This is a genomic window from Bacillus sp. AK031, from assembly GCF_053903065.1.
On the sequence record NZ_CP096424.1, the window covers coordinates 3945652 to 3972524 of the forward strand.

Annotated in this window: 11 protein-coding genes, 6 rRNA genes and 1 riboswitch; of the genes, 4 read left to right on the top strand and 13 right to left on the bottom strand. The window is 46.0% G+C overall.

Annotated features, from left to right (window positions below):
* Positions 1–266 precede the first annotated feature (266 nt).
* Positions 267–2852 carry a PAS domain S-box protein gene (locus tag M1E09_RS20140; RefSeq protein ID WP_456272603.1) on the bottom strand — a complete coding sequence of 862 codons (2586 nt, stop codon included), beginning with the start codon at positions 2850–2852 and terminating at the stop codon, positions 267–269.
* A 321-nt stretch (positions 2853–3173) separates the two neighbouring features.
* On the opposite strand from M1E09_RS20140, the gene M1E09_RS20145 reads away from it, so the two are divergent.
* From M1E09_RS20145 to M1E09_RS20155, 3 genes are all read left to right on the top strand, one after another.
* Positions 3174–3854 (top strand): MBL fold metallo-hydrolase, encoded by a 681-nt coding sequence (locus M1E09_RS20145; RefSeq protein WP_456272604.1) that lies wholly within the window; start codon positions 3174–3176, stop codon positions 3852–3854.
* Positions 3855–4080: 226 nt separating this feature from the next.
* Positions 4081–4458: a hypothetical protein gene (locus M1E09_RS20150; protein ID WP_456272605.1), complete on the top strand. Its 378-nt coding sequence runs from the start codon at positions 4081–4083 to the stop codon at positions 4456–4458.
* The gene (locus M1E09_RS20155; protein ID WP_456272606.1) at positions 4455–4946 is read left to right on the top strand and encodes a hypothetical protein; all 492 of its coding nucleotides are present in this window, start codon (positions 4455–4457) and stop codon (positions 4944–4946) included. The genes M1E09_RS20150 and M1E09_RS20155 overlap by 4 nt, the downstream gene beginning before the upstream one ends.
* Positions 4947–5949: 1003 nt before the next feature.
* On the opposite strand, the gene rrf (M1E09_RS20160) is transcribed toward M1E09_RS20155, so the two are convergent.
* From rrf (M1E09_RS20160) to M1E09_RS20170, 3 genes are all read right to left on the bottom strand, one after another.
* A 5S ribosomal RNA gene (rrf, locus tag M1E09_RS20160) occupies positions 5950–6066 on the bottom strand.
* Positions 6067–6150: 84 nt separating this feature from the next.
* Positions 6151–9086: ribosomal RNA gene (locus M1E09_RS20165) — 23S ribosomal RNA — on the bottom strand.
* Between the two features lie 178 nt (positions 9087–9264).
* Positions 9265–10816 (bottom strand): 16S ribosomal RNA (locus tag M1E09_RS20170).
* The 16S, 23S and 5S rRNA genes sit together here, the layout of an rRNA operon.
* Before the next feature lie 423 nt (positions 10817–11239).
* On the opposite strand from M1E09_RS20170, the gene M1E09_RS20175 reads away from it, so the two are divergent.
* The gene (locus tag M1E09_RS20175) at positions 11240–11794 is read left to right on the top strand and encodes a hypothetical protein (protein WP_456272607.1); all 555 of its coding nucleotides are present in this window, start codon (positions 11240–11242) and stop codon (positions 11792–11794) included.
* 62 nt (positions 11795–11856) lie between these two features.
* On the opposite strand, the gene M1E09_RS20180 is transcribed toward M1E09_RS20175, so the two are convergent.
* The 9 genes from M1E09_RS20180 to guaA all read right to left on the bottom strand — a co-directional run bounded on the left by M1E09_RS20180 (position 11857) and on the right by guaA (position 26848).
* Positions 11857–12216, bottom strand: coding sequence for a DUF779 domain-containing protein (locus M1E09_RS20180; protein WP_456272608.1), 360 nt, complete (start codon positions 12214–12216; stop codon positions 11857–11859).
* A 28-nt stretch (positions 12217–12244) separates the two neighbouring features.
* Complete coding sequence (gene adh / locus M1E09_RS20185; RefSeq protein WP_456272609.1) at positions 12245–13765, bottom strand: aldehyde dehydrogenase; 1521 nt, start codon at positions 13763–13765, stop codon at positions 12245–12247.
* A 1187-nt stretch (positions 13766–14952) separates the two neighbouring features.
* A 5S ribosomal RNA gene (gene rrf / locus M1E09_RS20190) occupies positions 14953–15069 on the bottom strand.
* 85 nt (positions 15070–15154) lie between these two features.
* Positions 15155–18090: ribosomal RNA gene (locus M1E09_RS20195) — 23S ribosomal RNA — on the bottom strand.
* A gap of 296 nt (positions 18091–18386) precedes the next feature.
* Positions 18387–19938: ribosomal RNA gene (locus tag M1E09_RS20200) — 16S ribosomal RNA — on the bottom strand.
* Positions 19939–20309: 371 nt separating this feature from the next.
* Positions 20310–22376 (bottom strand): glucose-specific PTS transporter subunit IIBC, encoded by a 2067-nt coding sequence (gene ptsG / locus M1E09_RS20205; RefSeq protein WP_456272610.1) that lies wholly within the window; start codon positions 22374–22376, stop codon positions 20310–20312.
* Positions 22377–22556: 180 nt separating this feature from the next.
* On the bottom strand, positions 22557–23399 hold the full coding sequence (gene glcT / locus M1E09_RS20210) for a glucose PTS transporter transcription antiterminator GlcT (RefSeq protein ID WP_456272611.1): 843 nt from the start codon (positions 23397–23399) through the stop codon (positions 22557–22559).
* A gap of 199 nt (positions 23400–23598) precedes the next feature.
* Complete coding sequence (locus M1E09_RS20215; RefSeq protein WP_456272612.1) at positions 23599–24933, bottom strand: NCS2 family permease; 1335 nt, start codon at positions 24931–24933, stop codon at positions 23599–23601.
* A 162-nt stretch (positions 24934–25095) separates the two neighbouring features.
* Positions 25096–25197: riboswitch (purine riboswitch) on the bottom strand.
* 97 nt (positions 25198–25294) lie between these two features.
* A complete protein-coding gene (gene guaA, locus M1E09_RS20220) occupies positions 25295–26848 on the bottom strand; it encodes a glutamine-hydrolyzing GMP synthase (RefSeq protein WP_456272613.1) in 1554 nt (517 codons plus the stop codon).
* Positions 26849–26873: the final 25 nt, after the last annotated feature.

A 26873-nucleotide genomic window follows, 5' to 3' on the forward strand; every position in this document is an offset into this window, starting at 1 on the left:
TCCAATCAACTTTGCATTCAACTGAAAACCGATGAGACCAAACAATAGTATTAGGAGACACAAAGGAGAAATAGGCTAATTCATTGTAGTATGTTTTATCTGATAATAGAGTCAATTAATATAACCTGAATTTCGCCCCCCTATGACCACCACTTACGATAACAAAAGCGCTTTAAGATTCAGACTGACTTATCCCTGATTGAATATATAACGTAGCGGTGCCTGAATTTTCATATAAAAAGAGAGCACTCCACAGAGCAGCCTCTTCATTCAGGTAAAGCTTCCCTTCTATCGGTAACAGGCAGGCTGACTTCGACAATCGTTCCTTTTCCCTGCACACTTTTAATCACCATCGACCCTCTATGTTCATGGGTGATTTTTTTACATAGCAGCAGGCCAAGCCCTGTTCCCTTCTCTTTAATGGAGTAGAATGGTTCTCCGAGATGCCTTAACCGGTCAGGTGCTATGCCCACTCCTTCATCCTTGATCCTGACGACCATGTTTTTGTCCTCCTGGATGACAGAAACATTGATGATACCGCCCTCCGGCATCGCCTCTATGCTGTTCATGAAAATATTCATAAACAGCTGTTCAAGCTGTTCCTTTACGCCTCTGAGCGGCAGGCCGGCTGAACCTTCATCCAGATTAATTCTCGTCCCGCTTTCCAATAATTTCGGTTTTAAGGAGTTTACAAGCGGAACAAGGATGTCTGCAAAGAGAGATACGAAATCCATTTTGATTGACTGAGGTTCTGCCAGTGTTAAAAATTCGCTTGTCACCTGGTTAATACTCTCGAGTTCATCCAGAACGATTTCCAAATAATCCTGATTGACTGAATGTTCATTCTGCATCATCTTCAAAAAGCCCAAGCTGCTGGTAAGCGGATTTTTCACTTCATGTGCCACCCCCGCCGCCAATTGCCCGACGAGTGCCAGCTTTTCTTTTTCTTTGATCATTCTGTCCACTTCCACTTTTGCGGTAATATCATGGAAAGTAGAAATAATGTTCTCAACAGAACCTTCTTTATCCATCAAAACATTTCTTGTGTTAACAAGTATCCATTTGGGCTCTCTTTTAACAGGGTGGTAAAACCCCATCACAAAGTTGCGTATTTCCTCATTTGTAACATACGCTTTTTTCCAAGGGTGCTCTTCCAATGGAAGATTATTACCATTTTCATCATATAAAATCCAATCCTGTGTACTATTATGAAGGCACGCCATCTCTTCTCTGGACAACCCGCATATATCGACTGCTTTTTGATTGGCAAAAATAATCTGCCCTGTTGTATCCTGGACGGTGATCCCGCAGGCAATCGCTTCATAATATCTTTCACGCTGCCTATTGAGCAGTATCCTGTCCGTAATATCGTACATCGTGATCAAAGCGCCCTCTTCACAGTCCATAGGGACCATCTTTACTTCAAAATACTTTATTGCACCATTTGAGAAAAGAGAGACCTCTGCTTTGTGATCGCCTTTCATCAGTCCTTCTAAGCTGATTTTCTCATCGCCGGCCGTCATTTCGGCCATCTGTTCAAACAGTCTTTGTCCATGGCATCCCACGAGTTCATCTTCCCGCACTTTTAAAAGCACTAATAACGTTTTATTGACAAAGGTTATTTGAAAATTTTCATCCAGGCCTATGATGACCTCATCAGTCGAACTAAGAACTTTATCCATTTGGCGATTGACCTGCCGCAGATTTTGCTCGGCTTCCTTTTGAACACTGATATCCCTCAAGATTACCTGAATAAAATTTTCTCCCTCTATCTCCTTAATAATGCCTTTTGCCTCAACCGTTACTTTGCTGGAATCCGACCTGGTAATCCCCAGATCTATTAGGTGAGAAGAGCACGACTGGCTGGTCAGCCCTCTGAAGTACGCAAGCGCCTTTTCTCTGTCTTCAGGATCGACCTTTGAATACAAAATAATCCGGTCTGCCAGCTCAGAAGGGTATCCCAGTATCCTTTGGGCCTCATTATTCAAGTAAATCTGGTTATTATCAGCAAACAACACAATCCCATCTGGGTTATCTTCTACCAGGCTTCGGTACTTTAGAGTACTAGCCAGCAAAGAATTCTCATATGATTTCCGTTCAGATATATCAATTCCTGAACCAACAATATACTCCTCCTCACCTGGAAGGCAAGAAATCGACCATTGGATATGCAGCCGTTCTCCCCCTCTTGATATCCAGCAGCTTTCATGGAATTCAGAGGGATTCAAACCATTTCTGCAAATGTTCTTGAAAGACCGCTTTTCTTCTTCATTAACCAGCAAATCCCATACTGCCTTTCCCTTCACATCATCAGCCAGATAGCCAGTCTTCTCCTCACAATATCTATTCCAGCTTACAATCCGGCCTGCTCTGTCCATAATCATGATATACGCCTGAACTCCATCCAGGAGATCTATGGTAAGATTTTTCTCGGCCAGCCATTGATCCTGCACTTCTTTTTTCTTTTGGATATTTTTAATCGTATTGAGAGCAAACCTCTGGCCATTAAATAAAATTATAGAAGATTTGACTTCCGCAAGAACAGTCTGGCCCTCCTTTGTTCTAAGCTCTATCTCTAGTAAAGCTTGCTTTTTTTCCAAAAACATTTCCTTAATAAAATTCTTCACCTTGCTGCCGATTGTTGAGAAAAGGACCTCATCAGGCGACAAACTCAACAACTCATCTTTAGCAAAACCAAGCAATCGGCATGCGGCTGGATTTGCATCCCAAAACCTGCATTCCATTGACTCTAAGTCCTCAAATTGAGTTATCAATATGGCATCATCGGTATTTTCATAGAAAGCATCAAGGAGAACATGTATGTCTTCTCCTGCAGCGGCTGGGGTTCTCATGTCTCTCCCCCTTTCCGTATTATTGAGAATTGTTTAATCGATAGAAGAATTAAGTAGGTGGAATGATAATCTGAGGAACATACTGTGCCATAAATGGAAATGAAGAATTCCACATGACAGTGACTTAACATTTCGTTTTTCGAATTATAAGTTAAAGGTATTCTAAATAGATTGAAAAGTCAAACACATATTAATGAAGAAAGTCAGTTTTGATAGATTTATAATATGATAAAATGCTCCCGGCTCACCTGTGTCCTTAAAGAGGATTTTGAGCAGTAAATGTAGAATTTCCAAGAGTATCATTTTTAGGGGGAAAACGTCATGGATAATTTATTGGAAAAGGTCAATGAATCAATTTACGTTGCAGCTATTTGGGATGAAGACTGGAATACCTACAATAACTGTTATCTTATAGTGGAAGAGGACGGTATTACGTTAGTCGATTCTTGTAAAAAACAACATACAGACTATCTCAGGAATGCTCTCGCGGCTATCGGAAAGACTCCTGAGGATGTAAGGGTAGTTCTGGCAACTCATGGGGCACGAAGATCACGTGGAAGGAACGACTATTTTACACAAGCCCAAAAAGCGATCCATTCCCTTGAGCAGCCGGGAGAGCCGGCATCCTTTGAACTTGAATTAGCCGACCATGGAACCCTCGGGAATTTTCAATACTCTCTTGTGGGTCACCATACTCCCGGGTCGTTGGTTTTCCATCACCGCCCTTCAAGGACTATCTTTACCGGAGACTTATTCAGTTTCTTCGGAGATCCCCTGTCTACAGATGGCCTTGTCTCCAAAGGGAACGACCTTCGAAACGCCTGGATCGACTTCCTTGCAGGCGGAGGCGTCCCCAAAGAACAACTTCCAAGCTTTCTTGAAGGATTGAATACCATTAAGAGCTTCGGCGCAGAAACCATGGATACGGGCCACGGAGGAGTGTTGGCAGGAGATATCGACTCATTTATTGATGAGTTAATGCAACTAGGAGTCACCCATTAATATTTCATGAGGACGTGTCTGTAAAAGCACGTTCTTTCTCCATCCATTTAAAAATTTAGCAAAAACGTTCCATCTTAGTAGCCCCTATGTAACACGCTCCCATACGAAATTCTGTCATAAACACAGGACTTATGTGGGATTTTGTCAATTTAAATCGAATTCCTCCACCAATCAAGGTATAATTCAATTTGTATAAAAATAGTTTCATATAAGGGAGGACTATTAGATGGGATGGGTAATTGCCATTTTGTTTGGTTCAGCAGTTGTGCTGCTCATTTTATCGTTTATTAAAACGACACAATCCAAATCATATCTTGAGCAACAGATCGCACAGGTTTCAATATCAGTAAGAAATGAAGTCCACGATGTACAGAAACAGATCAGAAATATAGAGTTAGATGCAGAGATCACCGCAAGGCAGACAGGAGCAATGGAGGCAGATTCAAAAGAGCGGATCTTACTGCGTGAAATGCTTGACCTGCATAAACGTGGCTATTCGTTTGAAAGTATTGCCGCGAAAACTGAATTGACGCAGCATGAGGCAGAACGCATGCTTGATCCCTACCTGACGAAAAAGGCTGAAAGGGGCATGGCAGTATCATGACACCAAACTCCTTGCGAAGCTTTGCCGCAGGCCTCTTAATCGCAGCCATTCTAACCGGCTCGGTCTACTTCTTCGGCCCTTCAGAAGCCGACAGTTCTGAAAAGCCGGCTCAATCAGTAAAAACCGTAAAACTCACTGAAGAGCAAATGATTGAACAGCTGACATCCAAAGGCTTTGTCATACATACAGAAGAGGAATGGAACAAGCAAATCGCTGCCGCTTCAGAAAAAAAGGACGAAAAAGCGGATGAGAAACCCGAACAAACAGCCGAAGAAAAAATCGTATACCGCACTATGTTAACAGTCTCCTCAGGCATGACAAGCATCGATGTTGGAAATGCCCTGGAGAAAGCCCACATTATTGAAGACGGACTACAGTTCTTCAAAGAAGTAGAAAACCGCGGCCTCGAAAACGACTTACGCCCAGGCACATTTGATGTCGAAAGCGGAATGACAATGGACGAAATCATTTCAACCATATTCAAATAACTTTTTAACGCATTAACGCACTGGGGGACTGTCCCCCAGTGCGTTAATGCGTTAAAGCCATTATCTCTGTTTGTCCAAAAGGTCTTGTCATAAATCACAGAAGTCATCGCTTGCCTCAATGGGTTTAAGACTTCTAATGTGAATTATAATACGTGTGGATAAATTGCTTCTCCTGGCAAAAACAACATGAAGATTGATCGGAATCCTGGTCATCAACGGTAAAATGCTCATATATTTGAATTTAGGCTCATAAAACTGGAATTATGTTCATAAATAAAATTTGATGCTCATAAACATGCCGAATTGGCTCATATATCTGAAATTAGACTCATAAACAGATTTGGCAGCCGTATCAGTTGCTTGTAAGATGGCCAATTCTACTTTAAATGGGTGGTTTTTAATTCTGCTTTCTATTTAGTAGACCGTAATGAGTAACTTTTTGTTTAAATTGGATTAGACTACGCCCTTCTTTCAGTGAGAGCCGTATTTAAGACTAGATCTTAGAAGTCTTGGCCCGAGATGAGCGGCGAATCTCTTCGTCCGCTTCGCTCGTTCACATCCTCATGGGCAGAGCCCACTCCGGTGCTCACTCTCTCGTGTCCTCGACCTTCTGGCTCCTCCCCACCCGAGCTCTGCTTCTGATGGGATCTCAGAACTAAACATACGAATATTGTTTAATCCTTTTTATAGTACAAAAAAGAGCACCTCATCAAAGGTACTCTCTGCTTGCCTGGCGACGTCCTACTCTCACAGGGGGAGTCCCCAACTACCATCGGCACTGAAGGCTCGGCCGGCGATGAGCGGCGAATCTCTTCGTCCGCTTCGCTCGTTCACATCCTCATGGGCAGAGCCCACTCCGGTGCTCACTCCCTCGTGTCCTCGACCTTCTTGCTCCTCCCCACCCGAGCTCTGCTTCTGATTAGACTCAAGAACTAGACAAACTAATCATGAATGATTTTTATGTATACAAAAAAAGAGCACCTCATCAAGGTACTCTCTGCTTGCCTGGCGACGTCCTACTCTCACAGGGGGAGATCCCCCAACTACCATCGGCGCTGAAGAGCTTAACTTCCGTGTTCGGCATGGGAACGGGTGTGACCTCTTCGCCTTAATCACCAGACATATTCAATTGAAAGAACATCGTTCTCTCAAAACTAGATAAAGTATGAAGAAAAGAAAGTATTCCGAGTTTCGCGCAATAATTGTGGTTAAGTCCTCGATCGATTAGTATCTGTCAGCTGCACGTGTCGCCACGCTTCCACCTCAAACCTATCTACCTGATCATCTTTCAGGGATCTTACTCACATAAAGTGATGGGAAATCTCATCTCGAGGGGGGCTTCATGCTTAGATGCTTTCAGCACTTATCCCTTCCGCACATAGCTACCCAGCGATGCCTTTGGCAAGACAACTGGTACACCAGCGGTGCGTCCATCCCGGTCCTCTCGTACTAAGGACAGCTCCTCTCAAATTTCCTGCGCCCACGACGGATAGGGACCGAACTGTCTCACGACGTTCTGAACCCAGCTCGCGTACCGCTTTAATGGGCGAACAGCCCAACCCTTGGGACCGACTACAGCCCCAGGATGCGATGAGCCGACATCGAGGTGCCAAACCTCCCCGTCGATGTGGACTCTTGGGGGAGATAAGCCTGTTATCCCCGGGGTAGCTTTTATCCGTTGAGCGATGGCCCTTCCATGCGGAACCACCGGATCACTAAGCCCGACTTTCGTCCCTGCTCGACTTGTAGGTCTCGCAGTCAAGCTCCCTTGTGCCTTTACACTCTGCGAATGATTTCCAACCATTCTGAGGGAACCTTTGGGCGCCTCCGTTACTCTTTAGGAGGCGACCGCCCCAGTCAAACTGCCCACCTGACACTGTCTCCCACCCCGATCAGGGGCGAGGGTTAGAAGTTCAACACAGCCAGGGTAGTATCCCACCAGCGCCTCCACCGAAGCTGGCGCTCCGGTTTCCAAGGCTCCTACCTATCCTGTACAAGCTGTGCCAAAATTCAATATCAGGCTACAGTAAAGCTCCACGGGGTCTTTCCGTCCTGTCGCGGGTAACCTGCATCTTCACAGGTACTATAATTTCACCGAGTCTCTCGTTGAGACAGTGCCCAGATCGTTGCGCCTTTCGTGCGGGTCGGAACTTACCCGACAAGGAATTTCGCTACCTTAGGACCGTTATAGTTACGGCCGCCGTTTACTGGGGCTTCGGTTCGCACCTTCGCTTGCGCTAAGCACTCCCCTTAACCTTCCAGCACCGGGCAGGCGTCAGCCCCTATACTTCGCCTTACGGCTTCGCAGAGACCTGTGTTTTTGCTAAACAGTCGCCTGGGCCTATTCACTGCGGCTCTCTCGGGCTTGCACCCTAACAGAGCACCCCTTCTCCCGAAGTTACGGGGTCATTTTGCCGAGTTCCTTAACGAGAGTTCTCTCGCTCACCTTAGGATTCTCTCCTCGCCTACCTGTGTCGGTTTGCGGTACGGGCACCTTTTTCCTCGCTAGAGGCTTTTCTTGGCAGTGTGGAATCAGGAACTTCGGTACTATATTTCCCTCGCTATCACAGCTCAGCCTTCACGGTGACGGGATTTGCCTCATCACCAGCCTAACTGCTTAGACGCGCATATCCAGCAGCGCGCTTACCCTATCCTCCTGCGTCCCCCCATTGCTCAAACGGAAAAGAGGTGGTACAGGAATATCAACCTGTTGTCCATCGCCTACGCCTTTCGGCCTCGGCTTAGGTCCCGACTAACCCTGAGCGGACGAGCCTTCCTCAGGAAACCTTAGGCATTCGGTGGACAGGATTCTCACCTGTCTTTCGCTACTCATACCGGCATTCTCACTTCTAAGCGCTCCACCAGTCCTTACGGTCCAGCTTCTCAGCCCTTAGAACGCTCTCCTACCACTGACACCAAATGGTGTCAATCCACAGCTTCGGTGATACGTTTAGCCCCGGTACATTTTCGGCGCAGAGTCACTCGACCAGTGAGCTATTACGCACTCTTTAAATGGTGGCTGCTTCTAAGCCAACATCCTGGTTGTCTAAGCAACTCCACATCCTTTTCCACTTAACGTATACTTTGGGACCTTAGCTGGTGGTCTGGGCTGTTTCCCTTTCGACTACGGATCTTATCACTCGCAGTCTGACTCCCATGGATAAGTCTTTGGCATTCGGAGTTTGTCTGAATTCGGTAACCCGATGAGGGCCCCTAGTCCAAACAGTGCTCTACCTCCAAGACTCTTACTACATGAGGCTAGCCCTAAAGCTATTTCGGAGAGAACCAGCTATCTCCAAGTTCGATTGGAATTTCTCCGCTACCCACACCTCATCCCCGCACTTTTCAACGTGCGTGGGTTCGGGCCTCCATTCAGTGTTACCTGAACTTCACCCTGGACATGGGTAGATCACCTGGTTTCGGGTCTACGACCACATACTCATTCGCCCTATTCAGACTCGCTTTCGCTGCGGCTCCGTCTTTCCGACTTAACCTTGCATGGGATCGTAACTCGCCGGTTCATTCTACAAAAGGCACGCCATCACCCGTTAACGGGCTCTGACTACTTGTAGGCACACGGTTTCAGGTTCTATTTCACTCCCCTTCCGGGGTGCTTTTCACCTTTCCCTCACGGTACTGGTTCACTATCGGTCACTAGGGAGTATTTAGCCTTGGGAGATGGTCCTCCCAGCTTCCGACGGGATTTCACGTGTCCCGCCGTACTCAGGATCCACTCAAGAGGGAACGAAGTTTCGACTACAGGGTTATTACCTTCTGTGACGAGCCTTTCCAGACTTCTTCGTCTACTTCATTCCTTTGTAACTCCGTATAGAGTGTCCTACAACCCCAAGAGGCAAGCCTCTTGGTTTGGGCTAATCCCGTTTCGCTCGCCGCTACTCAGGGAATCGCGTTTGCTTTCTCTTCCTCCGGGTACTTAGATGTTTCAGTTCCCCGGGTCTGCCTTCCATACTCTATGTATTCAAATATGGATACTACACCATTACGTGCAGTGGGTTCCCCCATTCGGAAATCTCCGGATCAAAGCTTACTTACAGCTCCCCGAAGCATATCGGTGTTAGTCCCGTCCTTCATCGGCTCCTAGTGCCAAGGCATCCACCGTGCGCCCTTTCTAACTTAACCAATAGGTTAATCTTACAAAATATCTCATAAGAGATATCCTAAAATGGCGAATTCTCGGTTCTTTCTTGACTTTCTTCATATATCTTTATCTAGTTTTCAAAGAACAATGTTTTGACGGTATTAAACCATCAAAACTGAACAAAACAAAATCAAATCGTCACGTCTCATATATCCTTAGAAAGGAGGTGATCCAGCCGCACCTTCCGATACGGCTACCTTGTTACGACTTCACCCCAATCATCTGTCCCACCTTAGGCGGCTGGCTCCAAAAGGTTACCTCACCGACTTCGGGTGTTACAAACTCTCGTGGTGTGACGGGCGGTGTGTACAAGGCCCGGGAACGTATTCACCGCGGCATGCTGATCCGCGATTACTAGCGATTCCAGCTTCATGCAGGCGAGTTGCAGCCTGCAATCCGAACTGAGAACGGTTTTATGGGATTTGCTAAACCTCGCGGTCTTGCTGCCCTTTGTACCGTCCATTGTAGCACGTGTGTAGCCCAGGTCATAAGGGGCATGATGATTTGACGTCATCCCCACCTTCCTCCGGTTTGTCACCGGCAGTCATCTTAGAGTGCCCAACTGAATGCTGGCAACTAAGATCAAGGGTTGCGCTCGTTGCGGGACTTAACCCAACATCTCACGACACGAGCTGACGACAACCATGCACCACCTGTCACTCTGTCCCCCGAAGGGGAAAGCCCTATCTCTAGGGTTGTCAGAGGATGTCAAGACCTGGTAAGGTTCTTCGCGTTGCTTCGAATTAAACCACATGCTCCACCGCTTGTGCGGGCCCCCGTCAATTCCTTTGAGTTTCAGTCTTGCGACCGTACTCCCCAGGCGGAGTGCTTAATGCGTTAGCTGCAGCACTAAAGGGCGGAAACCCTCTAACACTTAGCACTCATCGTTTACGGCGTGGACTACCAGGGTATCTAATCCTGTTTGCTCCCCACGCTTTCGCGCCTCAGCGTCAGTTACAGACCAGAAAGTCGCCTTCGCCACTGGTGTTCCTCCACATATCTACGCATTTCACCGCTACACGTGGAATTCCACTTTCCTCTTCTGTACTCAAGTCCCCCAGTTTCCAATGACCCTCCACGGTTGAGCCGTGGGCTTTCACATCAGACTTAAGAGACCGCCTGCGCGCGCTTTACGCCCAATAATTCCGGACAACGCTTGCCACCTACGTATTACCGCGGCTGCTGGCACGTAGTTAGCCGTGGCTTTCTGGTTAGGTACCGTCAAGGTACCGCCCTATTTGAACGGTACTTGTTCTTCCCTAACAACAGAGCTTTACGATCCGAAAACCTTCATCACTCACGCGGCGTTGCTCCGTCAGACTTTCGTCCATTGCGGAAGATTCCCTACTGCTGCCTCCCGTAGGAGTCTGGGCCGTGTCTCAGTCCCAGTGTGGCCGATCACCCTCTCAGGTCGGCTACGCATCGTCGCCTTGGTGAGCCGTTACCTCACCAACTAGCTAATGCGCCGCGGGTCCATCTGTAAGTGGTAGCTAAAAGCCACCTTTCCACTTTTCCTCATGCGAGGAAAAGAAATATCCGGTATTAGCCCCGGTTTCCCGGAGTTATCCCAGTCTTACAGGCAGGTTACCCACGTGTTACTCACCCGTCCGCCGCTGACTTCAGGGAGCAAGCTCCCATCAGTCCGCTCGACTTGCATGTATTAGGCACGCCGCCAGCGTTCGTCCTGAGCCAGGATCAAACTCTCCGATAGAAGTTTGACTCGCTCATTTGCTAATTTTAAAGTGTTAGCAACTTTGTAAGAACTGTGTTCTTACTAGAATTAACGTTGACGTTTTGTCTTGTTTTGTTCAGTTTTCAAGGTTCAACCTTTTTGTTTGTCGCTTCGTTTGAAGCAACTTTTATATCTTATCATCTGTTATCAAATCTGTCAACAAGTTTTAAAAACTTTTTCGAGAAATAATACTAGATAGATATTTTTGTGCTGCCTCTTTGCGAGACAGTAATATTATATTAACAGCTTGTTTAATAGAGTGCAATAGTAAATTAGTACTATTGTGAAACCTGCATTAAAAAACATCATTGTTTTTCCTGTAGTTAGGGGAGAATTGATTTTTTTCGGATAGTTTGAAACGACTCGGGAAACCTACTCCTAAATATACTTTAGGGTGATACCATGACAAAAAGAAGTTCACTTTTATTACTCATTGTAGTTGGCGTTTTAATCGGATCAAATAATGATAAAGCCTTATCAACAGGATACACACCGCAGTCTGAAGAAGATTTTTATCGAGAGATTGGTTATGAAACGATTGATGCAGCAATAAGTGACTTTGAAAATCACTATAGCCATCAGTTGCAATTGCCTCTTAGAGTACCTCCGATAGCTTTCACTCATAGTCTGGGGCGATTTAATGATTTGAGTGGAGAGGTAAATGACTCTTTTGAAGCAGAATATATCAATGAAAAATTTCCTGATAACCATTACAAAATAAATGTTCGCCCTGTGAAACATAAAATTGAGTTCAAAGAAGAAAAGATTATAAAAGTTATCAAATTGGAAAATGGAAAGGAAGCTATGTTTATTGACTTAGAAGGTTTCCACGTACTGGTCTTTGAAAGAGACAATTGGCAATACATGCTCAGTATCAACAAAAAGGTTGCTAGTGTGATGCTGCCAGGGACCTTAGTTAAAATAGCAAATTCTATTGATGGGAAAAACAAGAATTAACCGTAAACACAATGAAAACGACTCGCCCTATTCGACGAGTCGTTTTTACATATAGATGAACCTTAAGTCAGTCGTGTTTTTTCTTCATCAGTAAATATCCTGGATCTCGTCAAAAACCTGAGTCCTTCAGGCCCCTCCAAGGAGAACATTCCTCCTCTGCCATTGACAACATCGATGACGAGCTGTGTATGCTTCCAATATTCATATTGGGCTTTGGCTATATAGAATGGACACTCTTCAATATATCCCAGCAATACATCATTATCGCCAATCATCATATCCCCTTCCTGATAGCACATAGGGGAACTGCCATCACAACAGCCTCCAGACTGATGAAACAGCAGTGGACCATGTTTATCTTTCAACCGTGAAATCAGCTTTGACGCTTCCTCTGTTGCAATCACTTTTTTGACTATCGGCATCCATTTACCTCCTTTATAAATTCAGGGATCAAAAGAAACCTAATTTTTGCGGGCTATAACTTACAAGCAAATTCTTGGTTTGCTGATAGTGGCTGAGCATCATCTTATGATTTTCCCTGCCGATTCCTGACATCTTATAACCGCCAAATGCAGCATGCGCTGGATAAGCATGATAGCAGTTAGTCCACACACGTCCTGCTTCAATTTCCCTGCCGAATCGATAGGCTGTATTGATATCCCTGGACCACACCCCGGCACCTAATCCATAAAGTGTATCATTTGCAATCTCAAGTGCTTCCTCAGGAGTGCTGAATGTCGTCACAGACACTACAGGACCAAATATCTCCTCTTGGAAGATGCGCATCTTATTGTTACCTTTAAATACTGTAGGCTCTACATAGTAACCGCCTTCCAGGTCCCCTTCAAGGTAATTACGGCTCCCCCCCGTCAAAACAGCAGCACCTTCTTGTTTTCCGATATCAATATAAGAAAGAATCTTTTCTAACTGTTCAGTTGAAGCCTGGGCGCCAACCATCGTATCGGTATCCAGAGGATTTCCTTGTTTAATTGCCTTTACCCTCTCAAGGGCTCTTTCCATAAACTTATCATAGATCGATTCATGGATAAGCACACGGGAAGGACATGTACACACTTCACCTTGGTTTAACGCGAACAAAACAAAGCCTTCAATCGCTTTATCAAGAAAATCATCATCCTGGGACATTACATCCTCAAAGAAGATATTCGGTGACTTACCGCCAAGTTCCAATGTTACAGGGATAAGGTTTTGAGAAGCATACTGCATAATCAAGCGGCCGGTTGTCGTCTCCCCAGTAAAGGCAACTTTTGCAACTCTATCGCTTGTAGCCAGCGGTTTGCCGGCTTCAACACCAAATCCATTGACAATATTCACAACACCCTTTGGCAATAAGTCCTCGATGAGTTCCATCATGACCATAATACTCGCCGGGGTCTGTTCAGCCGGTTTCAACACCACACAGTTTCCAGCTGCAAGGGCAGGAGCGAGTTTCCAAGTCGCCATCAAGAGCGGAAAGTTCCAAGGAATAATCTGCCCAACCACTCCCAGGGGCTCATGAAAATGATAGGCAACTGTATCATTATCCACCTCTCCTATGCTGCCTTCCTGAGCACGGATACAACCGGCAAAATAACGGAAGTGATCGATCGCAAGCGGCAAATCCGCATTTAGAGTCTCCCTGACAGGCTTCCCATTATCCCATGTCTCTGCAACCGCCAGCATCTCCAGATTCTCTTCAAGTCTATCAGCAATTTTATTTAAAATATTAGCTCTCTCTGCAACCGATGTTTTTCCCCAAGCTCCCTTAGCTTCATGAGCCGCATCCAACGCAAGCTCTATATCTTCAGAAGTTGACCTTGCCACTTCGCAAAACGCTGCCCCTGTTACTGGTGTAATTGCTTCAAAATACTCCCCTTTTACCGGAGCTACCCATTCGCCACCAATATAATTGTTGTACTTCTTTTTAAAATTGACCTTCGAACCATCTTTATTGGGTTGTGCATAAATCATTAAATCCCCTCCAGTTTTTATATTAAAAGTTATATGTATTCTCGTGGAAGTTTTTGTAAGCGTTTTCTATTACATTATAACTCTATTTAAACAACTATTCAAAATATTTAAAAATATTACTATAAAAATTGAATAGGTTCCCATAGAGATACATTTTAGTTTTGGAAGTAGCGCTAAGTCTCAAAATATTTTTGTGTTATGGAGATTTGGAACTCGCTGTATAAATAGGTCTCTAAAAACGGAGTCACTACCAGGAGAATTTGTTAGGGGTTAGTTAAATGAGATAACTTTAATTTTCCCTCCCCGGAGTTATTCCAGGGATGAGAAGATAGATTGATCTCTACCCGAATAACTGCCGAGGCTGTAAGATTATTTGCAGATGGGACTAAAGTTTTTTCCGTAATCTTCGCTTTTTTGCCTTTGCCTTTCATATATGGAGGAATCCCGCCCCTCTTCGTTTGATTATCTTGGTCAGACCCTCTGCTTTTTCCAGTTTAATGGATTTAAATGTTAAAATGCTCATATATTTAAATTCAGGCTCATAAAATGGAAATTATGCTCATAAATTACTTTTTAGGCCCATAAAGTTGTAATCTCGCTCATAAATGTATTTTATTGATTTGTCTTTTTAAAAAGCTGCTTCTCCTTGAATCTATGTTTCTTCACTCTTATCTATATATAAACTCTGAAGTGAGTAACTTTTCTCTGAAAAATCAGTTAGGATAAGGAAATAGTAGGCAGTAACAGATAAAGCTAAGATTTTGCCATTATTTATATTGAAATAGAGAAAATGATTTCAGTAACGTAATATATTCTCTGACCAGTATTCAATTTCTGACATTCGCTTCTGTTTTTTTTCAGAGGAACTTCTGAAATACAAAAAAGAGCACCTCATCAAAGGTACTCTCTGCTTGCCTGGCGACGTCCTACTCTCACAGGGAAAGCCCCAACTACCATCGGCACTGAAGGCTCGGCCGGTGATGAGCGGCGAATCTCTTCGTCCGCTTCGCTCGTTCACATCCTCCTGGGCAGAGCCCACTCCGGTGTTCTCTCCCTCGTGTCCTCGACCTTCTTGCTCCTCCCCACCCGAGCTCTGCTTCTGGTTAGACTAAAGAACTAGACAAACTCATCGTAAATGATTTTTCTGTATACAAAAAAAGAGCACCACTACGGGTACTCTTTTGGTCGCCTGGCGACGTCCTACTCTCACAGGGGGAGATCCCCCAACTACCATCGGCGCTGAAGAGCTTAACTTCCGTGTTCGGCATGGGAACGGGTGTGACCTCTTCGCCTTAATCACCAGACATATTTAATTGAAAGAACATCGTTCTCTCAAAACTAGATAAAGGTATGAAGAAAAGAAAGTATTCCGAGTTTCGCGCAATAATTGTGGTTAAGTCCTCGATCGATTAGTATCTGTCAGCTGCACGTGTCGCCACGCTTCCACCTCAGACCTATCTACCTGATCATCTTTCAGGGATCTTACTCACATAAAGTGATGGGAAATCTCATCTCGAGGGGGGCTTCATGCTTAGATGCTTTCAGCACTTATCCCTTCCGCACATAGCTACCCAGCGATGCCTTTGGCAAGACAACTGGTACACCAGCGGTGCGTCCATCCCGGTCCTCTCGTACTAAGGACAGCTCCTCTCAAATTTCCTGCGCCCACGACGGATAGGGACCGAACTGTCTCACGACGTTCTGAACCCAGCTCGCGTACCGCTTTAATGGGCGAACAGCCCAACCCTTGGGACCGACTACAGCCCCAGGATGCGATGAGCCGACATCGAGGTGCCAAACCTCCCCGTCGATGTGGACTCTTGGGGGAGATAAGCCTGTTATCCCCGGGGTAGCTTTTATCCGTTGAGCGATGGCCCTTCCATGCGGAACCACCGGATCACTAAGCCCGACTTTCGTCCCTGCTCGACTTGTAGGTCTCGCAGTCAAGCTCCCTTGTGCCTTTACACTCTGCGAATGATTTCCAACCATTCTGAGGGAACCTTTGGGCGCCTCCGTTACTCTTTAGGAGGCGACCGCCCCAGTCAAACTGCCCACCTGACACTGTCTCCCACCCCGATCAGGGGCGAGGGTTAGAAGTTCAACACAGCCAGGGTAGTATCCCACCAGCGCCTCCACCGAAGCTGGCGCTCCGGTTTCCAAGGCTCCTACCTATCCTGTACAAGCTGTGCCAAAATTCAATATCAGGCTACAGTAAAGCTCCACGGGGTCTTTCCGTCCTGTCGCGGGTAACCTGCATCTTCACAGGTACTATAATTTCACCGAGTCTCTCGTTGAGACAGTGCCCAGATCGTTGCGCCTTTCGTGCGGGTCGGAACTTACCCGACAAGGAATTTCGCTACCTTAGGACCGTTATAGTTACGGCCGCCGTTTACTGGGGCTTCGGTTCGCACCTTCGCTTGCGCTAAGCACTCCCCTTAACCTTCCAGCACCGGGCAGGCGTCAGCCCCTATACTTCGCCTTACGGCTTCGCAGAGACCTGTGTTTTTGCTAAACAGTCGCCTGGGCCTATTCACTGCGGCTCTCTCGGGCTTGCACCCTAACAGAGCACCCCTTCTCCCGAAGTTACGGGGTCATTTTGCCGAGTTCCTTAACGAGAGTTCTCTCGCTCACCTTAGGATTCTCTCCTCGCCTACCTGTGTCGGTTTGCGGTACGGGCACCTTTTTCCTCGCTAGAGGCTTTTCTTGGCAGTGTGGAATCAGGAACTTCGGTACTATATTTCCCTCGCTATCACAGCTCAGCCTTTACGGTGACGGGATTTGCCTCATCACCAGCCTAACTGCTTAGACGCGCATATCCAGCAGCGCGCTTACCCTATCCTCCTGCGTCCCCCCATTGCTCAAACGGAAAAGAGGTGGTACAGGAATATCAACCTGTTGTCCATCGCCTACGCCTTTCGGCCTCGGCTTAGGTCCCGACTAACCCTGAGCGGACGAGCCTTCCTCAGGAAACCTTAGGCATTCGGTGGACAGGATTCTCACCTGTCTTTCGCTACTCATACCGGCATTCTCACTTCTAAGCGCTCCACCAGTCCTTACGGTCCAGCTTCTCAGCCCTTAGAACGCTCTCCTACCACTGACACCAAACGGTGTCAATCCACAGCTTCGGTGATACGTTTAGCCCCGGTACATTTTCGGCGCAGAGTCACTCGACCAGTGAGCTATTACGCACTCTTTAAATGGTGGCTGCTTCTAAGCCAACATCCTGGTTGTCTAAGCAACTCCACATCCTTTTCCACTTAACGTATACTTTGGGACCTTAGCTGGTGGTCTGGGCTGTTTCCCTTTCGACTACGGATCTTATCACTCGCAGTCTGACTCCCATGGATAAGTCTTTGGCATTCGGAGTTTGTCTGAATTCGGTAACCCGATGAGGGCCCCTAGTCCAAACAGTGCTCTACCTCCAAGACTCTTACTACATGAGGCTAGCCCTAAAGCTATTTCGGAGAGAACCAGCTATCTCCAAGTTCGATTGGAATTTCTCCGCTACCCACACCTCATCCCCGTACTTTTCAACGTGCGTGGGTTCGGGCCTCCATTCAGTGTTACCTGAACTTCACCCTGGACATGGGTAGATCACCTGGTTTCGGGTCTACGACCACATACTCATTCGCCCTATTCAGACTCGCTTTCGCTGCGGCTCCGTCTTTCCGACTTAACCTTGCATGGGATCGTAACTCGCCGGTTCATTCTACAAAAGGCACGCCATCACCCGTTAACGGGCTCTGACTACTTGTAGGCACACGGTTTCAGGTTCTATTTCACTCCCCTTCCGGGGTGCTTTTCACCTTTCCCTCACGGTACTGGTTCACTATCGGTCACTAGGGAGTATTTAGCCTTGGGAGATGGTCCTCCCAGCTTCCGACGGGATTTCACGTGTCCCGCCGTACTCAGGATCCACTCAAGAGGGAACGAAGTTTCGACTACAGGGTTATTACCTTCTGTGACGAGCCTTTCCAGACTTCTTCGTCTACTTCGTTCCTTTGTAACTCCGTATAGAGTGTCCTACAACCCCAAGAGGCAAGCCTCTTGGTTTGGGCTAATCCCGTTTCGCTCGCCGCTACTCAGGGAATCGCGTTTGCTTTCTCTTCCTCCGGGTACTTAGATGTTTCAGTTCCCCGGGTCTGCCTTCCATACTCTATGTATTCAAATATGGATACTGCACCATTACGTGCAGTGGGTTCCCCCATTCGGAAATCTCCGGATCAAAGCTTACTTACAGCTCCCCGAAGCATATCGGTGTTAGTCCCGTCCTTCATCGGCTCCTAGTGCCAAGGCATCCACCGTGCGCCCTTTCTAACTTAACCGTCGGCGAACGATAAGCTTCGGATTGCGGCGTTGCCTTCGTTTCTTCCGCTGCTCATGTACTGTTAAGGTACACTCCGCTGCTCAGAAACTCGGGGCCTTGCACTCCTCGCTTCTCCTTCACCTTAGTTTTAATGGTATATCTCATAAGAGATATCCTAAAATGGCGAATTCTCGGTTCTTTCTTGACTTTCTTCATATATCTTTATCTAGTTTTCAAAGAACAATGTTTTGACGGTATTAAACCATCAAAACTGAACAAAACAAAATCAAATCGTCACGTCTCATATATCCTTAGAAAGGAGGTGATCCAGCCGCACCTTCCGATACGGCTACCTTGTTACGACTTCACCCCAATCATCTGTCCCACCTTAGGCGGCTGGCTCCAAAAGGTTACCTCACCGACTTCGGGTGTTACAAACTCTCGTGGTGTGACGGGCGGTGTGTACAAGGCCCGGGAACGTATTCACCGCGGCATGCTGATCCGCGATTACTAGCGATTCCAGCTTCATGCAGGCGAGTTGCAGCCTGCAATCCGAACTGAGAACGGTTTTATGGGATTTGCTAAACCTCGCGGTCTCGCTGCCCTTTGTACCGTCCATTGTAGCACGTGTGTAGCCCAGGTCATAAGGGGCATGATGATTTGACGTCATCCCCACCTTCCTCCGGTTTGTCACCGGCAGTCATCTTAAAGTGCCCAACTGAATGCTGGCAACTAAGATCAAGGGTTGCGCTCGTTGCGGGACTTAACCCAACATCTCACGACACGAGCTGACGACAACCATGCACCACCTGTCACTCTGTCCCCCGAAGGGGAAAGCCCTATCTCTAGGGTTGTCAGAGGATGTCAAGACCTGGTAAGGTTCTTCGCGTTGCTTCGAATTAAACCACATGCTCCACCGCTTGTGCGGGCCCCCGTCAATTCCTTTGAGTTTCAGTCTTGCGACCGTACTCCCCAGGCGGAGTGCTTAATGCGTTAGCTGCAGCACTAAAGGGCGGAAACCCTCTAACACTTAGCACTCATCGTTTACGGCGTGGACTACCAGGGTATCTAATCCTGTTTGCTCCCCACGCTTTCGCGCCTCAGCGTCAGTTACAGACCAGAAAGTCGCCTTCGCCACTGGTGTTCCTCCACATATCTACGCATTTCACCGCTACACGTGGAATTCCACTTTCCTCTTCTGTACTCAAGTCCCCCAGTTTCCAATGACCCTCCACGGTTGAGCCGTGGGCTTTCACATCAGACTTAAGAGACCGCCTGCGCGCGCTTTACGCCCAATAATTCCGGACAACGCTTGCCACCTACGTATTACCGCGGCTGCTGGCACGTAGTTAGCCGTGGCTTTCTGGTTAGGTACCGTCAAGGTACCGCCCTATTCGAACGGTACTTGTTCTTCCCTAACAACAGAGCTTTACGATCCGAAAACCTTCATCACTCACGCGGCGTTGCTCCGTCAGACTTTCGTCCATTGCGGAAGATTCCCTACTGCTGCCTCCCGTAGGAGTCTGGGCCGTGTCTCAGTCCCAGTGTGGCCGATCACCCTCTCAGGTCGGCTACGCATCGTCGCCTTGGTGAGCCGTTACCTCACCAACTAGCTAATGCGCCGCGGGTCCATCTGTAAGTGGTAGCTAAAAGCCACCTTTCCACTTTTCCTCATGCGAGGAAAAGAAATATCCGGTATTAGCCCCGGTTTCCCGGAGTTATCCCAGTCTTACAGGCAGGTTACCCACGTGTTACTCACCCGTCCGCCGCTGACTTCAGGGAGCAAGCTCCCTGAAGTCCGCTCGACTTGCATGTATTAGGCACGCCGCCAGCGTTCGTCCTGAGCCAGGATCAAACTCTCCGATAGAAGTTTGACTTGCTCATTTGCTAATTTTAAAGTGTTAGCAACTTTGTAAGAACTGTGTTCTTACTAGAATTAACGTTGACGTTTTGTCTTGTTTTGTTCAGTTTTCAAGGTTCAATCTGTTTGTTCGCCGCTCGTTTGCAGCGGAGATACCATCATACCAAGAAACAACCGTTTATGTCAACAACTTTTTTAAAACTTTTTTTGTCGAAAGTTTTAAGTTGCGGTGTCTCTCTGCGACAGTGAAATTAGTATATCAAGATTCCCCCTCTTAAGTCAACACTTTTTTAAAAAAATTATCCACCCCAAGATTATCCAGCTTATATGCATTTAAAAAGGCCGGAACCCTTATAAAGATTCCGGCCTTTCTTTTCTTAATCTATAGAGATGATATTCTCATCCTTGCTGTTAACTTTGCCCTCTTTATTAATCGTAACCGCTTTGCCTTCTTTCAAGTTTGTAAAGATGATCGGCGTGATCGTTGAAGGAGCATTTTCTTTAATGAAATCAAGATCCACTTTCAACAGCGGCTGCCCTGCTTCTACTGTATCTCCTTCTTTAATCAAAGCTTCAAAGCCTTCTCCTTCAAGTTTAACGGTATCGATCCCAACATGGATCAAGATTTCTTGGCCGCCTTTGGATTCAAGCCCGATGGCATGTTTCGTCGGGAAGACATTCACTACTTTTCCGTCAACCGGAGATACAATCAATCCTTCTTGAGGCAAGATCGCAAACCCGTCTCCCATCATTTTTTGAGAGAAGACCTGGTCAGGCACTTCAGAAAGGTCCTTCAGTTCTCCAGTGATTGGAGAAACAAATTTTTCACTCGCAAAATCTTCTTCATTTTGCAGCGCTTCTGGATTGACCTCTTCGATTTGCTGCTCTACTTCTTCACCTGTGTTTGTTTCAGCTTTGCGCGGGGCTTTCCCCATCATGATATCTTTCATTTGTGACTTCAGGGTATCAGATTTAGGACCGAAGATCGCCTGGATGCTATTACCGACCTCCAGCACTCCAGCTGCACCTAACTTTTTCAATTTGTTTTTATCAACTTGCTTTTCATCATTCACCGAAACACGAAGACGAGTGATACACGCATCAAGGTGAGCGATATTTTCTTTTCCGCCCATTGCCTGAAGTACGTCGTAAGCAAGATCAGAACTTTTAGACGGGGTTCCTTCATCCGCATCTTCCGCTACATCTTCACGGCCTGGTGTTGCCAGGTTGAATTTGCGGATGGCAAACCGGAAACCGAAGTAATAGATGACCGCAAAGACCAATCCTACCGGAATGACGAGCCACCAGTTTGTCTGCGGGTTGATGACACCAAATAAGATATAGTCAATCAAGCCGCCAGAGAATGTCATACCGATTTTTACATCAAGCAAGTGCATGGTCATGAACGACAAACCCGCAAAGATTGCATGAATTCCGAAAAGGACGGGAGCGACGAATAGGAATGAAAACTCAAGCGGTTCTGTAATACCTGTCAGGAAAGAAGTCAAAGCAGCTGATCCCATGATACCCGCTACGATTTTCTTTCTTTCAGGACGAGCTTCCTGATAGATTGCCAATGCTGCTGCAGGAAGTCCGAACATCATGAACGGATACTTACCTGTCATAAATGTTCCTGCTGTTAGTTCCTGGACATTGTCCTGAATCTGTTTCATGAAAATTGTCTGGTCACCACGGACCACTTCGCCAGCTGCAGTAGTATATGATCCAAATTCGAACCAGAATGGTGAATAGAAAATGTGGTGAAGACCAAATGGAATCAACGAACGTTCAACAACACCGAAGATGAAAGCAGCAATCGTTCTGTTTTCACCAAGCATGAAATTAGAGAATGTATTAAGGCCGTGTTGAACCGGCGGCCAGATTAATAGCATCAATAACCCGACTACTACTGCGGAAGCAGCTGTTGCAATCGGGACGAAACGCTTCCCTGCAAAGAATCCCAAGTATGGTGCAAGTTCAATATTAAAGAAGCGATTGTACATATAAGCCGACAGAATTCCGATGATGATACCACCGAATACACCTGTTTGAAGAGTCGGGATCCCTAATACATTTGCATATGCCATATCAGCTTCAACATCAGCTGCAGATATACCTAACGCCGCTCCCATTGTCGCATTCATGATTAAATAACCGACAATGGCCGCCAGACCGGCAACACCTTCTCCTCCCGCAAGACCTATGGCTACACCAACCGCAAATAGCAGCGCCAGGTTACTGAAGATGATTCCTCCAGCTTCCTTCATAACATTTGCTACAGTTGAAACCCATGCCGTATCAAGGAACGGCGCAATTTCAAGCAGGGTTGGATTAACAAGTGCAGATCCAAGCGCAAGCAGAATCCCCGCTGCAGGAAGAATGGCAACTGGCAGCATTAACGCTTTACCTACTTTTTGCAAAACACCGAATGCTTTTTTAAACAAAGTGATAACCTCCTAATAATTGTTTTTTTATGGTCAAAATAATAGCAGCAAACACAAAAAAGGCATGAGTAAAAGAAGATACTGATTGTGTACATGGATAGACTTCCCCAAATTACACAAATCAATTATCTTCTTTACTCATGCCTGATCGTATCAGTAACACGTAAAGAGATAAGTACACTATTTAACTTTATTCTGGATCCTCTGCAGGTGCATCGTCAGGTATACTGCTTCTGCATCGTCAACAGGCTTCTTCAGCGTTTGCTGCATTATCTTAACTAGTTTCCACGAGAGATTATAGCATAAAGGATATTCTTCTTTCAATAATAACGCTATCTTTTCCGGCTCCTGGACACGTTCCTGTCTCAACACCCTTTCAATTGTATAGCGAAGGTGGCGGACAAGCCTCATATAATGAACACTTTCTTTATTGATATCAACTTGCAGCGTATTTTCAATGGTAGAGGTAAGCATTCCGATCAACTGCGAGTGCTGGTTGATTTGCGATAGATCCTTGTTCATCATCGCACTGTGGATATGCAGAGCAATAAATCCGATTTCCCCTTCCGGCAATTCGACATTGGTTTCTGCATTCAACAGATCCACTACGTCTCTTGCCACTTCATATTCAAAAGGGTACAGCGCTTTTGTTTCCATTAGAAATGGATTCCTTATCGCCATCCCTCTCATAAGACGGTTGATCGCAAACAAAATATGGTCGGTGAGAGCAACGTGGATATGTTCATTCAGGAATGAGTTCGTCCTGCTTCTTATCAACTCAATTGCAGAGATGATCGTTTCCAGCATTCCTTCATTTAAATGAGGAAGCAGCATTTTGTATTGTTCCTGTTCTTTTTCACCTTTCAGAACAAACATTTTCTCTGCTGTATCTTTTTCGATCAGGTCCCCTTTTTTGGCACTGAAGCCGATACCCTTTCCAATCAGCACCACTTCTCCATAGTGCTCATGGCTGGCAATAAGGACATTGTTATTGAGTACTTTCACTACTTCTAAATGCTCCATGCTTACTTCCCTCTTTTTTTTGGACTCTTTTCGCCACTTCCATCTAAGGAAGTTCAACACGTCCGAATAACAACTTAACACTGTTTTTGATTCTAACGAAAGCGCATCCTTTTTTCAATGAGGAAACGCCTGGAGCGGAAATCACTTTGACCTCGGCAATCAAAAAGGCAGCCCCTCAAAAGAGGAACTGCCTTATGAATTAGATCAAGAAAATAAAGTATAGAACAAAGATCACGAACAGAAGGTACATAATCGGATGAATATCTTTTCCGCGGCCCTTCATGATCATCGTAATCGGGTAGAAGATGAACCCGATTGCAATACCCGTAGCAATACTGTATGTCAACGGCATTGCAATGACTGTCAAGAAAGCAGGAACGGCAATTTCAAAACGGTTCCAGTCAATTTTTCCCAGAGCTGATACCATCAGGACACCAACAATGATCAACGCAGGCGCTGTCACCGGTGCAGTGATGACTTCAAGAAGAGGGAAGAAGAACAGCGACAAGAGGAAGAGTCCTGCGGTAACCACAGATGCAAATCCTGATCTTGCTCCTGCAGCAACACCTGCAGAAGATTCAATATATGATGTCGTTGTCGAAGTACCAAGAATTGCCCCTACCACTGTTGCACAAGAATCTGCGAATAGTGCTTTTCCTGCTCTTGGAAGCTTGTTGTCCTTCATAAGATTGGCTTGATTCGCCACAGCCACCAATGTACCGGCAGTATCAAAAAAGTCAACGAACAAGAAAGTTAAAACAACTATGAGCATCTGGATGGTGAACACACTTGAAATATCATTGAAAAGCGGATCCAATGCTGCACCGAATGTCGGTTCCAGGCTTGGAATCGCGCCGACCGCTTTTTCCGGAAGGTCTATAAGGCCAAACACCATACCGACGATAGCCGTAATCACTAATCCAAAGAAAATGCCGCCTTTGATGCCTCTAGTCATTAAGATAACTGTAATAAATATGCCGAAGATGGCAAGAAGCACGTTTCCGTTTGTTAAATCACCCAAACCGACAAGCGTCGCATCATTATTGACGATGATGCCGGCATTTTGGAAACCGACAAATGTAATGAAGAGACCGATACCCGCTCCTACTGCAAATTTCAATTCAGCAGGGATCGAATTGATAATTTTTTCACGAAGTCCTGTAAGTGTCAGGACGATAAAGATCAAACCTGAAATTAAAACACCCGTTAAAGCGGCTTGCCATGTAATGCCCATTGTCAAAACGACAGTGTAAGCGAAGAACGCATTCAGCCCCATACCCGGTGCCAAAGCTATCGGGTACTTCGCTATGAGACCCATTATAAGGGAACCGATTGCTGCAGCTAAAGCCGTTGCAACGAATACAGCTCCATAATCCATTCTCATGCTGTCCGGCAGATCCGGAACCGTCTGCAGTGATAATGTGATCGGGTTGACCACCAAGATATAAGCCATTGATAAAAATGTTGTTAGACCGCCGATAAATTCCCGGCTGTAGGTGGTGCCAAGCTGGTCAAATTGGAAAAACTTTTTCATTTCCTTACCTCCTCTAAAATGTGCGCCGTTTGTGCAGAGGCTTTCCGCTTGGAATAAAAAACGCCCTGAACAACCGTTGTTCAGGGCGTTGACGTACTGGTAAAGGAAAGAAAAAAACTAGTTTTTAAAAATATAATAGCAGGAATCTGTATTAGACTAGTCTTCATCAAACCATCACCTCGTAGTCAAGCCATTTACGGTAGCTCGGTAGAAACTGCTGGGCCTTATTCCCAAAATTATACGACGTAATGTTCAAATGAATTATTAAGTTCACTGTTAGTTTACCAGCAAAAGGATGACTAGTCAATACAAAACACGAACATTTTTCAACTAAAATATTTTAACGTTCGGAAAAAGGAGCTTATTCCCATTCGATGGTTGCAGGCGGCTTGCTCGTAATATCATAGACAACACGGTTGATATGATCGACTTCATTTACAAGTCTTGTAGAGATCAATTCAAGAACATCCCACGGAATTCTCGCCCAGTCGGACGTCATTCCATCAATGGAAGTTACCGCCCTGATTCCAATTGTGTAGTCATAGGTACGTGCATCTCCCATTACCCCTACACTCCGGATGTCAGGCAGGACGGTGAAGTATTGCCAGATATCCCTGTCTAAACCGGCTTTCTTAATTTCCTCACGGAGGATTGCATCTGATTCTCTTACAATCTCAAGCTTTTCTTCAGAGATTTCCCCAAGAACACGGATACCCAGACCAGGACCAGGGAATGGCTGGCGCCAAACAATTTCGTCCGGAATGCCCATTTCAGAACCAAGCGCACGCACTTCGTCCTTAAACAGGGTATTGAGCGGCTCGATTAGTTTGAATTGCATGTCTTCAGGCAGGCCGCCTACATTGTGGTGAGACTTGATAGTCTGTGCTGTCGCCGTACCGCTTTCGATGATATCTGTATATAGTGTTCCTTGTGCCAGGTAATCGATTCCTTCAAGCTTTGTCGCCTCATCGTCGAATACATAAATGAATTCATTTCCGATGATTTTACGTTTTTCCTCCGGATCAGAGACGCCTTTCAGCTTATTCATGAAACGCTCTTGGGCATCGACCTTGATGACATTCATGTTAAAGCCTTCAGAGAAAGTTTTCATGACACCTTCCGCTTCATCTTTTCTTAACAATCCATGGTCTACAAAGATACAAGTCAGCTGGTCACCGATTGCTTTGTGAATCAGTACAGCTACAACGGAAGAATCCACTCCGCCGCTAAGCGCACACAGAACTTTCTTGTCCCCAACCGTTTGACGAATTTTTTCCATCTCGATTTCGATGAAGTTTTCCATCGACCACTCGTCACTGCATCCGCAAACGCCGAACACAAAGTTCTTAAGCATTTCATTTCCATACTGAGAATGGCGCACTTCTGGATGGAACTGCACAGCATACAATTTTTTGTCTTCGTCACTCATTGATGCGATAGGGCAGGATGGGTTTGTGGCATCGACTGTGAAACCTTCAGGAGCTTCCACGACCAGGTCACCATGGCTCATCCAGACCACTTGCTCTTCAGGAAGGTCCCCAAACAATTTTGAAGTGTGCTCTACAGTCAGTTTAGCTTTTCCGTATTCACGGTGTTTCGCTCTTTCCACTTTACCGCCAAAGTGCATCGTCATCAGCTGCATTCCATAACAGATTCCAAGAACGGGAATGTCCAAGTCAAAGATTCTTTCATCACAACGGAAGGCATCCTCACCGTAAACGCTGTTAGGACCGCCGGAGAAGATGATGCCGCTTGGGTTCATTTCTTTGATTTCTTCCACCGTGATGGTATGAGGGTGAAGTTCACTGTACACACCGAACTCACGAATCCTTCTTGTAATCAATTGATTATACTGACTTCCGAAATCCAATACTACAATCATTTCCTGATTATGCAATTCCGTTTTTCCCGTCATCCTGTTCACCTCATCAAGTTATTTG

Excerpts from the sequence above, each read along its gene's own strand:
- M1E09_RS20150 (WP_456272605.1), top strand. The coding sequence starts at position 4,081 with ATGGGATGGGTAATTGCCATTTTGTTTGGTTCAGCAGTTGTGCTGCTC.
- M1E09_RS20155 (WP_456272606.1), top strand. The coding sequence starts at position 4,455 with ATGACACCAAACTCCTTGCGAAGCTTTGCCGCAGGCCTCTTAATCGCA.
- glcT (WP_456272611.1), bottom strand. The coding sequence starts at position 23,399 with ATGGAGCATTTAGAAGTAGTGAAAGTACTCAATAACAATGTCCTTATT.
- guaA (WP_456272613.1), bottom strand. The coding sequence starts at position 26,848 with ATGACGGGAAAAACGGAATTGCATAATCAGGAAATGATTGTAGTATTG.
- M1E09_RS20215 (WP_456272612.1), bottom strand. The coding sequence starts at position 24,933 with ATGAAAAAGTTTTTCCAATTTGACCAGCTTGGCACCACCTACAGCCGG.
- M1E09_RS20175 (WP_456272607.1), top strand. The coding sequence starts at position 11,240 with ATGACAAAAAGAAGTTCACTTTTATTACTCATTGTAGTTGGCGTTTTA.
- M1E09_RS20145 (WP_456272604.1), top strand. The coding sequence starts at position 3,174 with ATGGATAATTTATTGGAAAAGGTCAATGAATCAATTTACGTTGCAGCT.
- M1E09_RS20140 (WP_456272603.1), bottom strand. The coding sequence starts at position 2,852 with ATGAGAACCCCAGCCGCTGCAGGAGAAGACATACATGTTCTCCTTGAT.
- adh (WP_456272609.1), bottom strand. The coding sequence starts at position 13,765 with ATGATTTATGCACAACCCAATAAAGATGGTTCGAAGGTCAATTTTAAA.
- M1E09_RS20180 (WP_456272608.1), bottom strand. The coding sequence starts at position 12,216 with ATGCCGATAGTCAAAAAAGTGATTGCAACAGAGGAAGCGTCAAAGCTG.